The organism is Rhizobium oryzicola (assembly GCF_030504645.1).
Taxonomy (GTDB): domain Bacteria; phylum Pseudomonadota; class Alphaproteobacteria; order Rhizobiales; family Rhizobiaceae; genus Neorhizobium; species Neorhizobium oryzicola.
The window spans coordinates 504541-518503 of record NZ_JAUKWQ010000004.1; the positions used below are offsets into that span (position 1 = coordinate 504541).

A 13963-nucleotide genomic window follows, 5' to 3' on the forward strand; every position below is an offset into this window, starting at 1 on the left:
GGCCTCTTACTTGTTGTAGGGGTCGGCTGCGTCGCGCAGGCCATCGCCGAGAAGGTTGAGCGCCATGACGGCGATGACGACCGCAACGCCCGGCATGAAAAGCCATGGAGCCGTTGCGATGGAGCGGATGTTCTGCGCCTCGCGCAGCAGCACGCCCCAGGAAATGGTGGGCGGCTGCAGGCCAAGGCCGAGGAAAGAAAGCGAGGTTTCCGCCAGGATCATGGCCGGCACGGCCAGCGTGACGGATGCGATGATGTGGCTCGAAAAGCTCGGCAGCATGTGGCGGAAGATGATACGCCCTTCCGACACGCCATCCAGACGCGCGGCGGATACGAATTCTTCCGTTCTGAGCGACAGGAAGCGGCCGCGCACCACGCGTGCCAGCTGCGCCCAGCCGGTGAAGGACAGGATGATGGTGATCATCATATATTGCAGGGTTGCTGGCCAGTTCTGCGGCAGGGCAGCAGCCAGCGCCAGCCATATCGGAATAGTCGGCAGCGATAGAACGAAATCGATCACGCGCTGCATGACGAAATCAAGCTTTCCTCCGTAATAGCCGGAGATACCGCCGAGAACGATACCAAGCAGCAATGAGATGAACACGCCGACCAGACCGATGGAGAGCGAGATCTGCGCGCCCTGCACGACGCGGCTATAGACATCGCGGCCTAGACGATCCGCCCCGAAAAGGAAAAGCGGCTTGGTCTTGTCGGTTGTCGCGATCAGGTGGATGTCGCTCGTGAAGAGGCCGAGGACGGAATATTCATAGCCACGGCCGAACAGAGCAAGCGGCACCTTCTTGGTCGTGTCTTCCTTGTAGATGGCCGCCAGTGTCTGCGGGTCTCGCGTCAATTTCAGGGGATAATAGAAAAGCCCCAGCGAGAAGCCGTTGGTCGTATCGATGAAGTGGATGCCCTGCGGCGGGTAAAAGGTCGCCCGCGCATTCTGGGCGGTCGGATCGTTGATCGCGAAGAAGCCGGGAACGAGCGCGACGATGTACATCGCAATCGTCACGAAGAGCGAGATCATGGCAAGGCGGTGGCGCTTGAAAGCCCACCAGATCAACTGCCACTGGGAGGCGATGGCGGCGCGGTCCGGCTGGACCGACGTGATGGCGATATCGGCCATGGATTCCTCCTATTCGAGACGGATGCGGGGATCGACGAGTGCCAGGAGCACGTCGCTGATGAGGGAGCCGATCAGGGTCAGCGCGCAGATGAGCAGCACGAAAGCCCCTGCCAGATACATGTCCTGAGCCATCAGCGATTGCAGCAGGAGAGGCGCTGCGGTCGGAAGGTTCAGCACGATTGCCACGACCACCGAGCCCGATATCAGGTTGGGCAGCAGCCAGGCAATGGTGGAAATGAAGGGGTTGAGCGCAATGCGCATCGGGTATTTCACCAGCAGGCGAAATTCCGAAAGGCCCTTGGCGCGTGCCGTCGTCACATAAGGCTTCGGCAGCTCATCCAGCATATTGGCGCGCATCACACGGATCAGGCTGGCGGTCGACGACACAGCCAGGATGATGACCGGAAGCCAGATATGCTTCATCAGGTCGATCATCTTGGCGATGCTCCACGGTGCTGCCTCGTATTCATGCGAGAACAGCCCGCCGACATCCTGGCCGAATTCCACGGCTGCGACATACATCAGCACCAGTGCCAGCAGGAAGGACGGGATCGAAAGCCCCAGAAAGCTGAAGACGGTGAAGGCATAATCGCCGATGGAATATTTGCGGACGGCGGAAAACACGCCGATCGGCAGGGCGATCGCCCAGGTCGCGATCAGACTGGCGATTGCCAGTGCCAGCGTCAGCGCCATGCGCTCCCAGATCAGGCCGGAGACGGGCTGCTGCCATTCGAACGACATTCCGAAATCGCCGCGGGTGATGATCCCCCACATCCATTTGATGTACTGGATGATCATTGGCTGATCGAGGCCGAAGCGTTCGCGCAATTGCGCGGCTGTGTTCTGGTCGATCACCTCGTTGGAGGCGGCAAGGGTGGCGATGTAGGTGGTGACGTAATCGCCCGGCGGCAGCTGTATCAGCACGAAGGCCAGAAAGCTGACGGCAAACAGGGATGGGATCATCCAAAACAGGCGTTTGGCAATGAAACGAAGCATGACAGTCTCACAAGTCATGGACCGTCATTTGACGAAGGCCGGAACACGGTGTCGTCGCTGATCGGTCATTGAGAGGAGGCGCCGCCGCTGTTGACGACGGCGCCAGTCTTCATCAGGCCTTGAATGTGAATTGCTGCGGCAGGGCAGGGCCGGGGTTCGGCCAGGACCAGCTGTCCGGCTGCTTTTCCGGAACGTTGCGCAGATTGTTGCGGATGACGCCGAAGCCGCCAACCGCCAGGCACACGCCGATCGTTTCGAAATCTTCCGCCGTGAGGTCGAAAAGCTGCTTCATGACGGCGCCGCGCTTGGCAATATCCGCCGTCGAACGGGCCTCATCGAACAGCTTGAAACGCTTCTTCTGGCTTTCCGGCGGTTCTTCGCCCTTGGCACCGTTGGACGTGTACCAGAGCGTCCACGGCACAGCGTAACGCGAGCCCTGCGGGTGGAAGGCGAAGAAGTCACGCGGGTCAAGCATCGGGTCGAGACCGCCGGGACCCGGCCAGACAGCCGCATCATGGGCGTTGTCGTCACCACGGGTGTAGTACAACGCACGCTCGATCGTGTTGACCTTCACCTCCACCCCGATCTGGGCCCATTGCGACTTCACCAGTTCCAGAACGTCGACAAGATCCGGATAGAGCGTCGGGATGACGTCGATCGCAAAGAAGACCGGCTGGCCGTCCGGGCGCTGGCGAATGCCGTTGGCGCCCTTTTTGGAATAGCCGGCCTTGTCCAGAAGCGCATTCGCCTTGTCCGGGTCGAATTCCGTGAACTGGCGCGCGAGCTTCTCGTGATACCAGGGATGTTCCGGACGAGGGCCGGCCTGGTAGGGTTCACTCTGGCCGAAGTAGACGATGTCGATGATTTCCTGCCGGTTCATGCCGAGCGACAGCGCCTGGCGGAAGGACTTGTCGGCGAACATCTTGCGCATCGCCGGGTCTTTGTGGGTGATGTTCAGGTAGATCTGGCACTGCTGCGAAGCGGACGGAACAAGCGTCATCAGGCGATAATCGCCCTTCTGCATGTTTTGCGACAGCGTCGGCTTGTTGGCGAGAACGCTGATATGGCGTTCCTGAATGTCGATCTTGCCGGAGATGACGTTCAGCATCAGCGATTCGACGTCCTGGCTGATGCCGAAGTTGATCTCGTCGATATAAGGAAGCTGGTTGCCTTCCGTATCGACCTGCCAGAAGTAGGGATTGCGCGTCATGACAACACGGGTGGCGCCACCGGCATAGGGCTCCTTGACGACCCAGGGGTCGAGCACCGGCTTGTCAGGATTGCCCCAGCGGGTCGGGATTTCGATGTCGCCGCACTTGGCGCGGAAGAGTTCCGTCCAGCTCGATACGCCGGCAGCCTTCACATCGGCTGCCAGGTTCGAATTGTATTTCGGATGGAACTTGCTGCAGTAGTGCTTGGCAAACAGCGTGGGATGCTGGCCGAGCGGCGTCGCGAGATTTTCCAGATAGAGCGCATTGGCGGCGGCGAAGCTGAATTTGACGGTATAGTCATCAATTTTTTCGACGACGACCGGCTTGCCGGCGACGCTCAGCTGCGCAGGAACGGCGCTGTAGAGCTCGCTGTTCTTGGCGCAATCTTCGATCGCGAAAACGATATCGTCAGCGGTGAACGGATGGCCGTCAGACCACTTCACCCCCTTCATCAGGTAGAAGGTGAACTGCGAGGCGTCCGCATTCACGTCCCAGCGTTCTGCGAGGTTGGGCAGAACCTCCGTGAATTCCAGGTTCCACCGCACGAGGCTCTGGTTGCCGACCATGCGCAGGATGCCGTTATGGTCAGACGAACCGCGCAGGCCTCGGCGCAGGCTGCCGCCATAGGTGCCGACTTTCTCGTACGGCTTCACAACCATCGGCTTCTCGGGCAGGCGCTGTTCCAGCGGCGGAAGCTTGCCGTCCTTCACCAGTGCGGCCAGCTGCGGCGCTTCCTTGCCACCTGCAGCCTGTGCGTTCCGGCCAGCGACCGAAAGTGAAATTGCGGCGCCCATGCCCGCAAGGACCGTGCGCCGTGTGACGCCACCCTGTGGCATATGACCTGATGGTTCGCGGCCCGATTCGTCCTGCATCCTCATTCCTCCCAAAAATCTCGCCCAGACCGGCCTCCTCGCCGGGTGCGGCCCCTTCGCCGGCCGCTGCGGTTGCCAGCCCTCCCGAGGCCAGCGGCAGGGACCATAGACCGCTTTTCAGATGGTGACAAGTATTGACAGATTTTTACAGCTTGCTTATGCCTTCAAAAGAAAACCCCGGAAAAGGGGGAGGTCAGCAAGGAGGGCTGATGGAGGTTTGAGCGACTGATGCATGGATTCCAGACGGTGGATCTGTGCCCGTTCGCAAGACCTGCCGGATTTGAAAATCTGCAGGCTGCTCATACCCGCCAAGCTTGGCACAGGGAGAAACGAAAAGGGCCATTGATGAACCGACCGGAAGCCATAGCCGCATCGCGCACGGAGACCCGTTTCAGCGACATCATCTACGAAAAGATCGTGGCGATGATCGCGGATGGGCGCTTTCCCGTCAACGAGCGGCTGCCTTCGGAAACGAATCTTGCCAGCATGCTTGGCGCTTCGCGTCCGGTGGTGCGGGAGGCATTGGAGCGGTTGAGGGCCGATGAGCTGATCGTGTCGCGCAAGGGCTCCGGATCCTATGTGCGGCAGAGGCCGGATAGTTCGGTGCTGGATCAGGTGCCTGTCGGATCGCTTGCGGATGTGCAGCGCTTCTTCGAGTTTCGCGCCGGCTTGGAGGCCTCGGCTGCGGAACTGGCTGCACACAACTGGCAGCCGGCTGACAGGAAGAGCATCGAGGATGCGCTTGCGGCACTGGAGCGCTGTCTGGAATCGGGCGAACTGGGCGTTGACGAGGATTTTGCCTTGCATGAAGCGATTGCGGCTGCGACCGGCAACCAGTTTCACATGATCGTGCGGACGTGGTTCAAGCCGCATTTTACCATCGGCCAGTCGGTGACAAGAAGCCTGAGCTTGAAGCGGACCCCGCAGCATGTGCGTCAGGTTCAGGACGAGCATACAGCCATCGTTGAGGCGATCGTGGCGCGACGCGGCACGGATGCCTACGACGCGATGAAGGCCCATATTTTGAATGCGCGGGCGCGGATGTTCCAGGGCGTCTGATTTTGATGGCGGCGCGGAGGCTGCCGATCTGCCGGGCGTCCCATCCAGGGTGAGCCCAGCTGCAAGGAGGATGCATATGGTATCGACACGTATTATTTCGCCGCAAGTGCGGCGGGTTATCGACGTGCCGCTAAGAGTGGGTGAATCTCCGACCTGGGATGACCGCACCGGCGATCTCTGGTTCGTGGATATTCTGGCACCCGCTGCCTTTCGCTTGAAGGCAGATGGCAGCTTGCGACGTTATGACATGCCGGCAGCGATCGGCTGCCTCGCCTTGTGTGAAAGCGATGACATCGCCGTCTGTCTGCAGACGGGCGTCCACATGATGAACCGTGAGACGGGCGCTTTGACGCTCTTTTGCAATCCCGATGGCGGTCGTGCCAACAGTCGCCTGAATGACGGAAAGGTGGGTCCCGATGGCTGCCTTTGGGTAGGCACACGCGATGAGGAGGTCCCGCAGACCGGCAACGGCCGGCTCTATCGCGTGACGCCGAATGGCCGTTTTGAGATCAAAATCGATGGTTTGAAAACCTCGAACGGGCTGGCCTGGAGCGCTGACGGCAAGACGATGTACCACTCCGACAGCAGCCAGCTGTTTGCCCAGACATTTGATTTCAATGCCACAACGGGCGAGATCAGCGGACAGAAGCTGCTCAGACCTTTCACGAACGAAGTGGGGCGGCCCGATGGCGCTGCCATGGACCAGGATGGGTTCTACTGGATCGCCGGTGTTCTGTCCGGCCGTGTGAACCGCGTGTCGCCTACGGGGGATATCGTTGAAGCCTATCAGCTTCCCTGCAAGTCCGCGACCATGCCCTGCTTTGCCGGGCCCGATCTGAAGACGCTTTACGTCACAACTCTGTTCAACGACGACCCCGGCAAGGACGAACCGGGGACGATCTTCGCTTTCGAGGTCGATGTTGCCGGCGTGCCGGTGAACCGCTTCGCAGTTTGACAGAATGAAACGGCGCCAATGGCGGCCGAATTGGGAGAATGAAGATGAATGTGAGCGAGATGCGCAAGGTCCTGCACGGGGTATCCGGCGTACCGGTAACCGCCTATGACGCCGCTGGTGAAGTCGATATCACCAACACCTCCAAGGTGTATGCGCGCGTAGCGCAGGCGGGCATCCACAATATCGTGGCGGCAGGCAATACGGGCGAGTTCTATGCGCTGACGCCGGATGAGATTCTCAAGGTTTTTGAAGCCGCCATAAAGGGGGTGGATGGACGTGCGCCGGTGACGGCGGCGATCGGGCGCTCCCAGAGGGAAGCGATTGCCATGGCAAAATCAGCAAAAGGCATGGGCGCTTCCGCCGTCATGTCGCATCAGCCGGTCGATCCTTTTGCGGCACCGCAGGCGCAGATCGATTATTTCTGCGGTTTGGCGGAGGCCTCTCCGCTGCCGCTGGTGGCCTATGTTCGTGCCACCGGCTTTTCGCTGGATGATCTGGTGCGGCTGGCAGGGCATCCGAATATTGCCGGCATCAAGTTTGCCACGACGGATGTCATGTTGCTGTCCCGTGCCATTGAAGCGGCCGATCCGAACGGTGCCCTCTTCGTTTGCGGCCTCGCCGAAAGCTGGGCGCCGGCCTTTGCCGCCGTCGGCGCATCCGGCTTTACCTCGGGCCTCGTCAATGTCGCGCCGGAATTGTCGCTGGCCGTGCATGACGCCCTGTCCAAGGGTGATTTTGCGGCAGCCCGAAAGGTCGTGGCGCTGATCGAGCCCTTCGAGCGGATGCGTACCAAGTTCGGCAATGGCGCCAATGTCACTGTTGTCAAGGAAGCTGTCACCATGCTCGGCATCCATGTCGGCCCGGTTCGCGTGCCGGGTCTGACGCGGCTTGATGATGCCGATCGCGCCTCGCTTGCGGCACTCCTCGAAAGCTGGAACCTCGCAAACCTGCGCAAAGCGTCCTGAACTGTCGGCTCCTCTCTTGCTGCCTTAGCGCCATCGCAATAGTGTCCGCGCCCAGTTCAAGCGTGAGGAGGAGCGGAACATTGGCGACAATGCAGGAGAACGCACGGGATCTGGCTGATCGCATGCTGTCAATGCATCAGGGGTCGCGCCTGATGCTCGCCATTGCCGGTGCTCCGGGTTCGGGCAAATCGACGCTGGCGGAACAGGTGGTGGACGAGATCAATGCCCGCCAGGCCGGTCTTGCAGCACTGTTTCCCATGGATGGCTTTCACTTCGATGATGCCGTTTTGACCGAGCTTGGCCGTCTCCCACGAAAGGGTGCCATCGACACTTTTGATGCGCATGGCTTGCGGCACACGCTTCAACGTCTGAAGGCCAACGAGGATGATGTGGTGGCCGTTCCGGTCTTCGATCGCGCGATCGAGATCGCCCGCGCTGGAGGACGTCTCATCCCGAAGGACACCGGAATCATTGTCTGCGAGGGCAATTATCTCTTGATGCGCCAGTCCCCCTGGGATCGGCTGAAGCCGCTGTTCGATTTCACCGTTCTGGTCGAGGTGGACGAGGCCGAACTGCGCCGTCGTCTCCGGGTGCGCTGGGAAGGTTTTGGGCTGGACGAAGACGGCATTCGCCGCAAGCTGGACACCAACGACATCCCAAACGGCATCGCGATCATGGACGGCAGCAGCGAGCCGGATCTGCGGATCAGGAATTGATCCCGTCCCTATAGCCGAGCCTTTGTACTGCGCGGCGTGGCCAGCAGCAGGTTTGTTTCGCTGGCGGTAATGCCGGGCACGAGGCGGATGCGGCGCAGAACATGGTCGAGGTCGGTCAGCGTTGCCGCGCCGAGCTCCGCGATCAGGTCCCAGCGGCCGTTGGTGGTGTGGATCGCCGAAATTTCCGGAAAACCGCCAAGCGCATTGATCACCCGCTCCGTGACACGGCCCTCGATCTCGATCATCATGATGCCGCGCACTGGCAGTTCCACCGCATCGGCCCTGAGGATCACCGTGTAGCCAAGGATGCTGCCGTCCTTTTCCAGCCGCTCCATCCGCGCGCGCAAGGTAGCACGCGAGACGCCGAGATCCGCCGCGAGGTCGGAAATGGAGCGCCGTGCATTGTGTCTCAGCAGGGTAATCAGGCGGTTGTCGAGCTCGTCCATGTCATTCTGTTCAATTTATCTTCCAAAATGATAAGCCTTGTCATGAAAATTGGCAATTCGTGCTGTTCAATCTGCCGATCGCCTATGGTTCCATGATGACAAGGAGACGGCACAATGCATTGTAAGCTTATTGGGATTCCGCTTCAGGATGGCGCCTCGCGGCTCGGCTGCGAGATGGGGCCGAGCGCGCTGCGCACCGCAGGTCTGGCGGATGCGCTGGTCGAGCTTGGCCATGAAGTGAGCGATCTTGGCAATCTGTCTGCGCCGGAAGCTCTTGCCTTCGAGCATCCCAATCCGGTGCTGCGCAAGCCAGGTCTGATCAGTGCATGGACGAGGCTGATTGCCGAAACCGCCTATCAGGTCTCCGCCGATGGCATGCCGATCTTCATGGGCGGCGATCATGCACTGTCTGCCGGCAGCGTTTCCGGCATTGCGCGGCGCGCGCAGGAGCTTGGAAAGCCGCTCTTCGTGCTGTGGCTCGATGCGCATACGGATTTCCATACGCTGGAAACGACCACCAGCGGCAATCTCCATGGCGTTCCGGTTGCCTATTTTACCGGTCGTCCGGGCTTCGCACCGCATTTCCCTGAGCTTGCAGCCCCCGTCGATCCGGCCAATGTCTGCATGATCGGTATCCGCAGCGTCGATGCCGCAGAGCGGGCGTCGCTCCGCCAGACTCAAGTGACGGTGCATGACATGCGCGCCATTGATGAATATGGCGTCGCCGTGTTGCTGCGCAGTTTCCTGCAGAAGGTGGCGGATGCCGGCGGCATGCTGCATGTGAGCCTCGACGTCGATTTTCTCGATCCCGCGATCGGGCCTGCGGTCGGCACGACGGTTCCGGGCGGCGCCACCTTCCGCGAGGCGCATCTGGTGATGGAGATGCTGCATGACAGTGGCCTCGTCACCAGCCTCGATCTGGTCGAACTCAATCCCTTCCTCGATGAGCGCGGCCGCACCGCCAACATGCTTGTCGATCTGACCGCCAGCCTGATGGGCCGTACCGTCATGGATCGCCCCACCCGAAGTTACTGAGGAGAGACGAATGCCCGTTCCGCAGAACCTGAATATCGTGCCCTTCGTCAGCGTTGAGAACATGATGGATCTGGTGCTGGCCACCGGCGTCGAGACTTTCCTGAAGGAACTGGCTGTCTATATCGAAGAGGATTTCCGCCGCTGGGAGAGTTTTGACAAACGCCCGCGCGTCGCGTCTCACTCGCCGGATGGGGTGATCGAGCTGATGCCGACCAGCGACGGCAGGCTCTACGGGTTCAAATATGTCAACGGGCATCCCAAGAACACGCGCACCGGTCGCCAGACAGTGACCGCCTTCGGCGTTCTCTCCGATGTCGATAGCGGCTATCCAGTGCTCCTGACGGAAATGACGATCCTGACGGCGCTGCGCACGGCGGCAACATCTGCCGTCGCCGCCAAGTATCTGGCGCCCCGCAATGCGCGAACCATGGCGCTGATCGGCAACGGCGCCCAGAGCGAGTTCCAGGCGTTGGCCTTCAAGGCACTGCTCGGTGTCGAACAGCTTCGCCTTTACGATATCGACCGTGCCGCCAGCGAACGTTGCGCCCGCAATCTGTCACCGCTTGGCTTGCAGATTGCAGTTTGCGCTTCCGCCGAGGAGGCGGTGGAAGGCGCCGAGATCATCACCACCGCGACCGCCGACAAGCAGAATGCGACGATCCTGACCGACAACATGATTGGCCCGGGCGTACACATCAATGCAGTTGGCGGCGATTGCCCCGGCAAGACGGAACTGCACCGGGATATTCTTCTGCGCTCCGATATCTTCGTGGAATATCCGCCGCAGACGCGTATCGAGGGCGAGATCCAGCAACTGGCGCCGGATCATGCCGTGACCGAACTGTGGCAAGTTATTTCAGGTGAGTTGATCGGCCGTCGCGAGGCACAGCAGATCACCCTGTTCGACAGCGTCGGCTTTGCGACGGAAGATTTTTCTGCTCTCCGCTATGTGCGCGACAAGCTCGCGGCATCTGACCATTTTGAGAAGCTGGATCTCTTGGCAGATCCCGACGAGCCCCGGGATCTGTTCGGCATGCTGCTGAGACGGCAGGCGCTGATATCAGCGGTCTAAGCCCGCTTATTTCCCGAACGCCAGCGTGCACTGAATGGCGGAATCCCACCCCTTGAGCAGGGCGTCTCGCTCGCTGGCGTCCATCGATGGCGTGAACTGCCGCTCCCGGTGCCAGTCGGCGGCAAAGCCCTTTTGGTCCGGCCAGATGCCGGCACCATGGCCCGCCAGCCAGGCGGCGCCCAGAGCCGTGACTTCCGCCGAGGCGGAGCGATCGACAGCGACGCCCAGAATGTCGGCAAGGCGCTGCATGATCCAGTCGTTGGCGGACATGCCGCCATCGACGCGCAGCAGCGTATCGGCCTGGCCCGGCCAATCCTTGCGCACGGCGTCGAGTTCGACTGATTTAGCAAGATGGAGACTGCGATTCGTTGTCCAAGTGGACAAGATAAATCGTGCCATCCCCTGCCACTGTCAGTGCGGGGGCATGCGGGTCGATGATCAGACAATCCAGATGCGCAAGGTCAACGGACCCTCCGCGCCAGTCGCACCTCATCGCAGTTCCTCCATTGAGGATCAGGCGCGTCTGGAGCGCTTCAGGCGCTGCGATCGGTGCCGTCCGCTTTTCCACCTGGTGGCGAAACACGCCACGCCGTGTCATGACGTTCAGGTCGGTTATCGGGCCATCCGTGAGTGTTGCGGTGGTTTCAACATCGGCCGGGAAGCGTAGCGGGTCTGATTGCTGGTTCAGGGAAACCGGCGGCATTCCCTTGATCGTCAGGTTCATGCCGTTGCCGGACAGGATCGACAACGTCCGGTCGATCCCCGCAAAGCTCGAGAACGGGCCGTCCGTTGCGACAGTTGCCATACTGATCCGCCAGTCGAATGTTTCCAACGATGCGCGTTCCGGCGAAACGGTGATTTCCACCGTTTCGCCGCCGCCATTCTTCCACGGCATGCGCTTGTAGTCAGAGGCGCGAAGAATGCGCATGATCAGTTGCCCAGAATGCCGGGCAGGCGAAGGCCCTTTTCCTTGGCGCAGTCCAGCGCGATGTCGTAACCGGCATCCGCGTGGCGCATGACGCCGGTGGCCGGATCGTTCCAAAGAACCCGTTCCAGACGGCGTGCCGCATCATCCGTACCATCGGCGCAGATCACCATGCCGGAATGCTGGCTAAAGCCCATGCCGACCCCGCCGCCATGGTGCAGCGACACCCAGGTGGCACCAGAGGCGCAGTTGAGCAGTGCGTTCAGCAGCGGCCAGTCGGACACCGCGTCCGAGCCGTCCTTCATCGCCTCCGTTTCGCGATTGGGGGAGGCGACAGAGCCGGAGTCCAGATGATCGCGACCGATCACGACGGGTGCTTTCAGCTCGCCATTACGGACCATCTCGTTGAAGGCGAGGCCAAGCTTGTGGCGATCACCGAGGCCAACCCAGCAGATGCGGGCCGGCAGGCCCTGGAAGGAAATGCGTTCGCGCGCCATGTCCAGCCAATTGTGCAGGTGCTTGTTGTCGGGCAGCAGTTCCTTCACCTTGGCATCGGTCTTGTAGATATCTTCCGGATCGCCGGACAGGGCCGCCCAGCGGAAGGGGCCAATGCCGCGGCAGAACAGCGGGCGGATATAGGCGGGCACGAAGCCCGGGAAGGCGAAGGCATTTTCAAAACCTTCTTCCTTGGCGACCTGACGGATGTTGTTGCCGTAGTCGAGCGTCGGAATGCCCATGTTCCAGAAGTCCACCATCGCCTGAACATGGGTCTTCATCGAGGCGCGGGCGGCAGCTTCCACCGCCTTTGGATCGCTTTCCTGTTTCGCGCGCCATTCGGCAACCGTCCAGCCGGAGGGCAGATAGCCGTGGATCGGGTCATGGGCCGAAGTCTGGTCGGTGACGATATCGGGCTTGACGCCGCGACGCACCAGTTCGGGGAAGATGTCGGCGGCATTGCCGAGCAGGCCAACGGATTTCGCTTCACCCGCCTTGGTCCACTGATCAATCAGGGCGAGTGCCTCGTCCAGCGTATGGGCCTTGGCATCGACATAGCCGGTGCGCAGGCGGAAATCGATGCGGGTCTCGTCGCATTCGACGGCAAGGCAGCAGGCGCCGGCCATGACGGCGGCAAGCGGCTGCGCGCCGCCCATGCCGCCGAGCCCACCGGTCAGGATCCATTTGCCCTTCAGGTTTCCGTTATAATGCTGACGGCCCGCCTCCACGAAGGTCTCATAGGTGCCCTGCACGATGCCCTGCGTGCCGATATAGATCCAGGAGCCGGCGGTCATCTGGCCGTACATGGCCAGTCCCTTTTTATCCAGCTCGTTGAAGTGGTCCCAGGTCGCCCAATGCGGCACGAGATTCGAATTGGCGATCAGCACGCGCGGCGCATCCTTGTGGGTGCGGAACACGCCGACCGGCTTGCCGGACTGGACGACGAGCGTTTCCTCTTCGGTGAGCGTCTTCAGCGTCTCGACGATCTTGTCAAAGTCATTCCAGGTGCGGGCCGCGCGGCCGATGCCGCCATAGACCACCAGTTCATGCGGGCGCTCGGCGACGTCGGGGTCCAGATTGTTCATCAGCATGCGCAGCGGCGCCTCGGTCATCCAGCTCTTGGCGTTGAGTTCGGTGCCCTGGGGTGCGCGGACGTCGCGGATGTTGTGGCGTGGATTGGTCATGGTTTGGTTCCCTCAGCGTTTCAATTCGAGGGCTATGGCCTCGATTTTTGTCAGAATGGCCTTCAAATGCATTCGCAGACGCTTGGCCTTTTCCCCGTCATAAGCAAACGGTGGCGCTTCCGTTTCCAAATGGGTGATCTGGGCAAGTTCCATCTGGATGGCATGCACACCGGTTTCCGGCCTGCCGTAATGGCGCGTGGTCCAGCCCCCTTTGAAGCGGCCGTTGAGGATGGACGTGTAACCTTCAGCCGAAGCGGCAATCTCCAGTGTTGCCGCTTCAATGGCGGCATCGCAGGTGCGACCCATGTCGGTGCCGATGTTAAAGTCCGGCAGGCGCCCCTCGAACAGGAAGGGGATCAGCGAACGGATCGAATGGCAGTCATAGAGAACAGCAACGCCATGGATGGACTTCACGCGCTCGATTTCAGCAGCCAGAGCCGCATGATAGGGGGCGTGGAAATCCGCGAGGCATAGTCGAATATCCGCCTCGGTTGGCTCCTCTCCGGCTTTCCAGATCGACTTGCCATCGAAATCCGTCTCGGGAATGAGGCCGGTCGTGTTCTGGCCGGGATAGAGGCTTGTGCCAGAGGGATCTCTGTTGGCATCAATCACATAACGGTGGAAGGTGGCGCGCACGGTCGTCGCGTTCGGCAGCAGCCCCGCGTAAAGCTCGTGAATATGCCAGTCCGTATCCGCCAGCAGCTTGCCGTTATCATTCAGCCGATCCCAGATGTCGGGCGGCACCTCAGTTCCCGTGTGCGGAAAGGCGAGGATGACGGGCGATGTACCCTGTGTAATTTCGAATAGCTTGCTCATGCGGCATAGCTCCGAAGGCGATTGACGTTACCCCCCTCTGGTCTGCCGACCATCTCTCCCTCTAGGGGGGAGATCGACTCGCGGCGAT

Annotated in this window: 14 protein-coding genes; 6 read left to right on the plus strand and 8 right to left on the minus strand. The window is 60.9% G+C overall.

The genetic code is table 11. The annotated features are described in order from the left end of the window. Window positions 1–6 precede the first annotated feature (6 nt). The 3 genes from Q2T52_RS15805 to Q2T52_RS15815 all read right to left on the minus strand — a co-directional run bounded on the left by Q2T52_RS15805 (window position 7) and on the right by Q2T52_RS15815 (window position 4171). Window positions 7–1128, minus strand: a complete 1122-nt coding sequence (locus Q2T52_RS15805) for an ABC transporter permease (RefSeq protein ID WP_302077740.1) — start codon at window positions 1126–1128, stop codon at window positions 7–9. Between the two features lie 9 nt (window positions 1129–1137). Next, the gene (locus Q2T52_RS15810) at window positions 1138–2124 is read right to left on the minus strand and encodes an ABC transporter permease (protein WP_302077741.1); all 987 of its coding nucleotides are present in this window, start codon (window positions 2122–2124) and stop codon (window positions 1138–1140) included. Window positions 2125–2236: 112 nt separating this feature from the next. Then, a complete protein-coding gene (locus tag Q2T52_RS15815; protein ID WP_302077799.1) occupies window positions 2237–4171 on the minus strand; it encodes an ABC transporter substrate-binding protein in 1935 nt (644 codons plus the stop codon). Window positions 4172–4552: 381 nt separating this feature from the next. Between Q2T52_RS15815 and Q2T52_RS15820 the strand changes: the two genes are divergently transcribed. The 4 genes from Q2T52_RS15820 (at window position 4553) to Q2T52_RS15835 (ending at window position 7902) form a co-directional block, all read left to right on the plus strand. Continuing rightward, window positions 4553–5266, plus strand: coding sequence for a FadR/GntR family transcriptional regulator (locus Q2T52_RS15820; RefSeq protein ID WP_302077742.1), 714 nt, complete (start codon window positions 4553–4555; stop codon window positions 5264–5266). A 76-nt stretch (window positions 5267–5342) separates the two neighbouring features. Beyond that, a complete protein-coding gene (locus Q2T52_RS15825) occupies window positions 5343–6221 on the plus strand; it encodes an SMP-30/gluconolactonase/LRE family protein (protein WP_302077743.1) in 879 nt (292 codons plus the stop codon). 44 nt (window positions 6222–6265) lie between these two features. Then, on the plus strand, window positions 6266–7186 hold the full coding sequence (locus Q2T52_RS15830) for a dihydrodipicolinate synthase family protein (protein WP_302077744.1): 921 nt from the start codon (window positions 6266–6268) through the stop codon (window positions 7184–7186). Between the two features lie 80 nt (window positions 7187–7266). After that, the gene (locus Q2T52_RS15835) at window positions 7267–7902 is read left to right on the plus strand and encodes a nucleoside/nucleotide kinase family protein (protein WP_436799543.1); all 636 of its coding nucleotides are present in this window, start codon (window positions 7267–7269) and stop codon (window positions 7900–7902) included. An 8-nt stretch (window positions 7903–7910) separates the two neighbouring features. Here the strand turns inward: Q2T52_RS15835 and Q2T52_RS15840 are convergent, their stop codons facing one another. Beyond that, window positions 7911–8348: an Lrp/AsnC family transcriptional regulator gene (locus tag Q2T52_RS15840; protein ID WP_302077745.1), complete on the minus strand. Its 438-nt coding sequence runs from the start codon at window positions 8346–8348 to the stop codon at window positions 7911–7913. 114 nt (window positions 8349–8462) lie between these two features. Here Q2T52_RS15840 and rocF point away from each other — a divergent pair, with 114 nt between their 5' ends. Both rocF and ocd read left to right on the plus strand, forming a co-directional pair. Then, a complete protein-coding gene (rocF, locus tag Q2T52_RS15845) occupies window positions 8463–9383 on the plus strand; it encodes an arginase (RefSeq protein ID WP_302077746.1) in 921 nt (306 codons plus the stop codon). A gap of 10 nt (window positions 9384–9393) precedes the next feature. After that, complete coding sequence (ocd, locus tag Q2T52_RS15850; RefSeq protein ID WP_302077747.1) at window positions 9394–10455, plus strand: ornithine cyclodeaminase; 1062 nt, start codon at window positions 9394–9396, stop codon at window positions 10453–10455. Window positions 10456–10461: 6 nt separating this feature from the next. Here ocd and Q2T52_RS15855 read toward each other — a convergent pair whose 3' ends face one another. From Q2T52_RS15855 to hutG, 4 genes are read right to left on the minus strand one after another with little or no spacing between them, the layout of a single operon-like run. Continuing rightward, window positions 10462–10779 carry an FGGY-family carbohydrate kinase gene (locus Q2T52_RS15855; protein WP_367187326.1) on the minus strand — a complete coding sequence of 106 codons (318 nt, stop codon included), beginning with the start codon at window positions 10777–10779 and terminating at the stop codon, window positions 10462–10464. A 19-nt stretch (window positions 10780–10798) separates the two neighbouring features. Further along, window positions 10799–11383 carry a HutD/Ves family protein gene (locus Q2T52_RS15860; protein WP_302077749.1) on the minus strand — a complete coding sequence of 195 codons (585 nt, stop codon included), beginning with the start codon at window positions 11381–11383 and terminating at the stop codon, window positions 10799–10801. 2 nt (window positions 11384–11385) lie between these two features. Next, on the minus strand, window positions 11386–13059 hold the full coding sequence (hutU, locus tag Q2T52_RS15865; protein ID WP_302077750.1) for a urocanate hydratase: 1674 nt from the start codon (window positions 13057–13059) through the stop codon (window positions 11386–11388). A gap of 12 nt (window positions 13060–13071) precedes the next feature. Continuing rightward, window positions 13072–13875, minus strand: coding sequence for an N-formylglutamate deformylase (gene hutG, locus Q2T52_RS15870; protein ID WP_302077751.1), 804 nt, complete (start codon window positions 13873–13875; stop codon window positions 13072–13074). Window positions 13876–13963 lie beyond the last annotated feature (88 nt).

Excerpts from the sequence above, each read along its gene's own strand:
- Q2T52_RS15805 (WP_302077740.1), bottom strand. The coding sequence starts at position 1,128 with ATGGCCGATATCGCCATCACGTCGGTCCAGCCGGACCGCGCCGCCATC.
- Q2T52_RS15860 (WP_302077749.1), bottom strand. The coding sequence starts at position 11,383 with ATGCGCATTCTTCGCGCCTCTGACTACAAGCGCATGCCGTGGAAGAAT.
- hutG (WP_302077751.1), bottom strand. The coding sequence starts at position 13,875 with ATGAGCAAGCTATTCGAAATTACACAGGGTACATCGCCCGTCATCCTC.
- Q2T52_RS15825 (WP_302077743.1), top strand. The coding sequence starts at position 5,343 with ATGGTATCGACACGTATTATTTCGCCGCAAGTGCGGCGGGTTATCGAC.
- Q2T52_RS15810 (WP_302077741.1), bottom strand. The coding sequence starts at position 2,124 with ATGCTTCGTTTCATTGCCAAACGCCTGTTTTGGATGATCCCATCCCTG.
- Q2T52_RS15830 (WP_302077744.1), top strand. The coding sequence starts at position 6,266 with ATGAATGTGAGCGAGATGCGCAAGGTCCTGCACGGGGTATCCGGCGTA.
- Q2T52_RS15815 (WP_302077799.1), bottom strand. The coding sequence starts at position 4,171 with ATGCCACAGGGTGGCGTCACACGGCGCACGGTCCTTGCGGGCATGGGC.
- rocF (WP_302077746.1), top strand. The coding sequence starts at position 8,463 with ATGCATTGTAAGCTTATTGGGATTCCGCTTCAGGATGGCGCCTCGCGG.
- Q2T52_RS15840 (WP_302077745.1), bottom strand. The coding sequence starts at position 8,348 with ATGGACGAGCTCGACAACCGCCTGATTACCCTGCTGAGACACAATGCA.
- ocd (WP_302077747.1), top strand. The coding sequence starts at position 9,394 with ATGCCCGTTCCGCAGAACCTGAATATCGTGCCCTTCGTCAGCGTTGAG.
- Q2T52_RS15820 (WP_302077742.1), top strand. The coding sequence starts at position 4,553 with ATGAACCGACCGGAAGCCATAGCCGCATCGCGCACGGAGACCCGTTTC.
- hutU (WP_302077750.1), bottom strand. The coding sequence starts at position 13,059 with ATGACCAATCCACGCCACAACATCCGCGACGTCCGCGCACCCCAGGGC.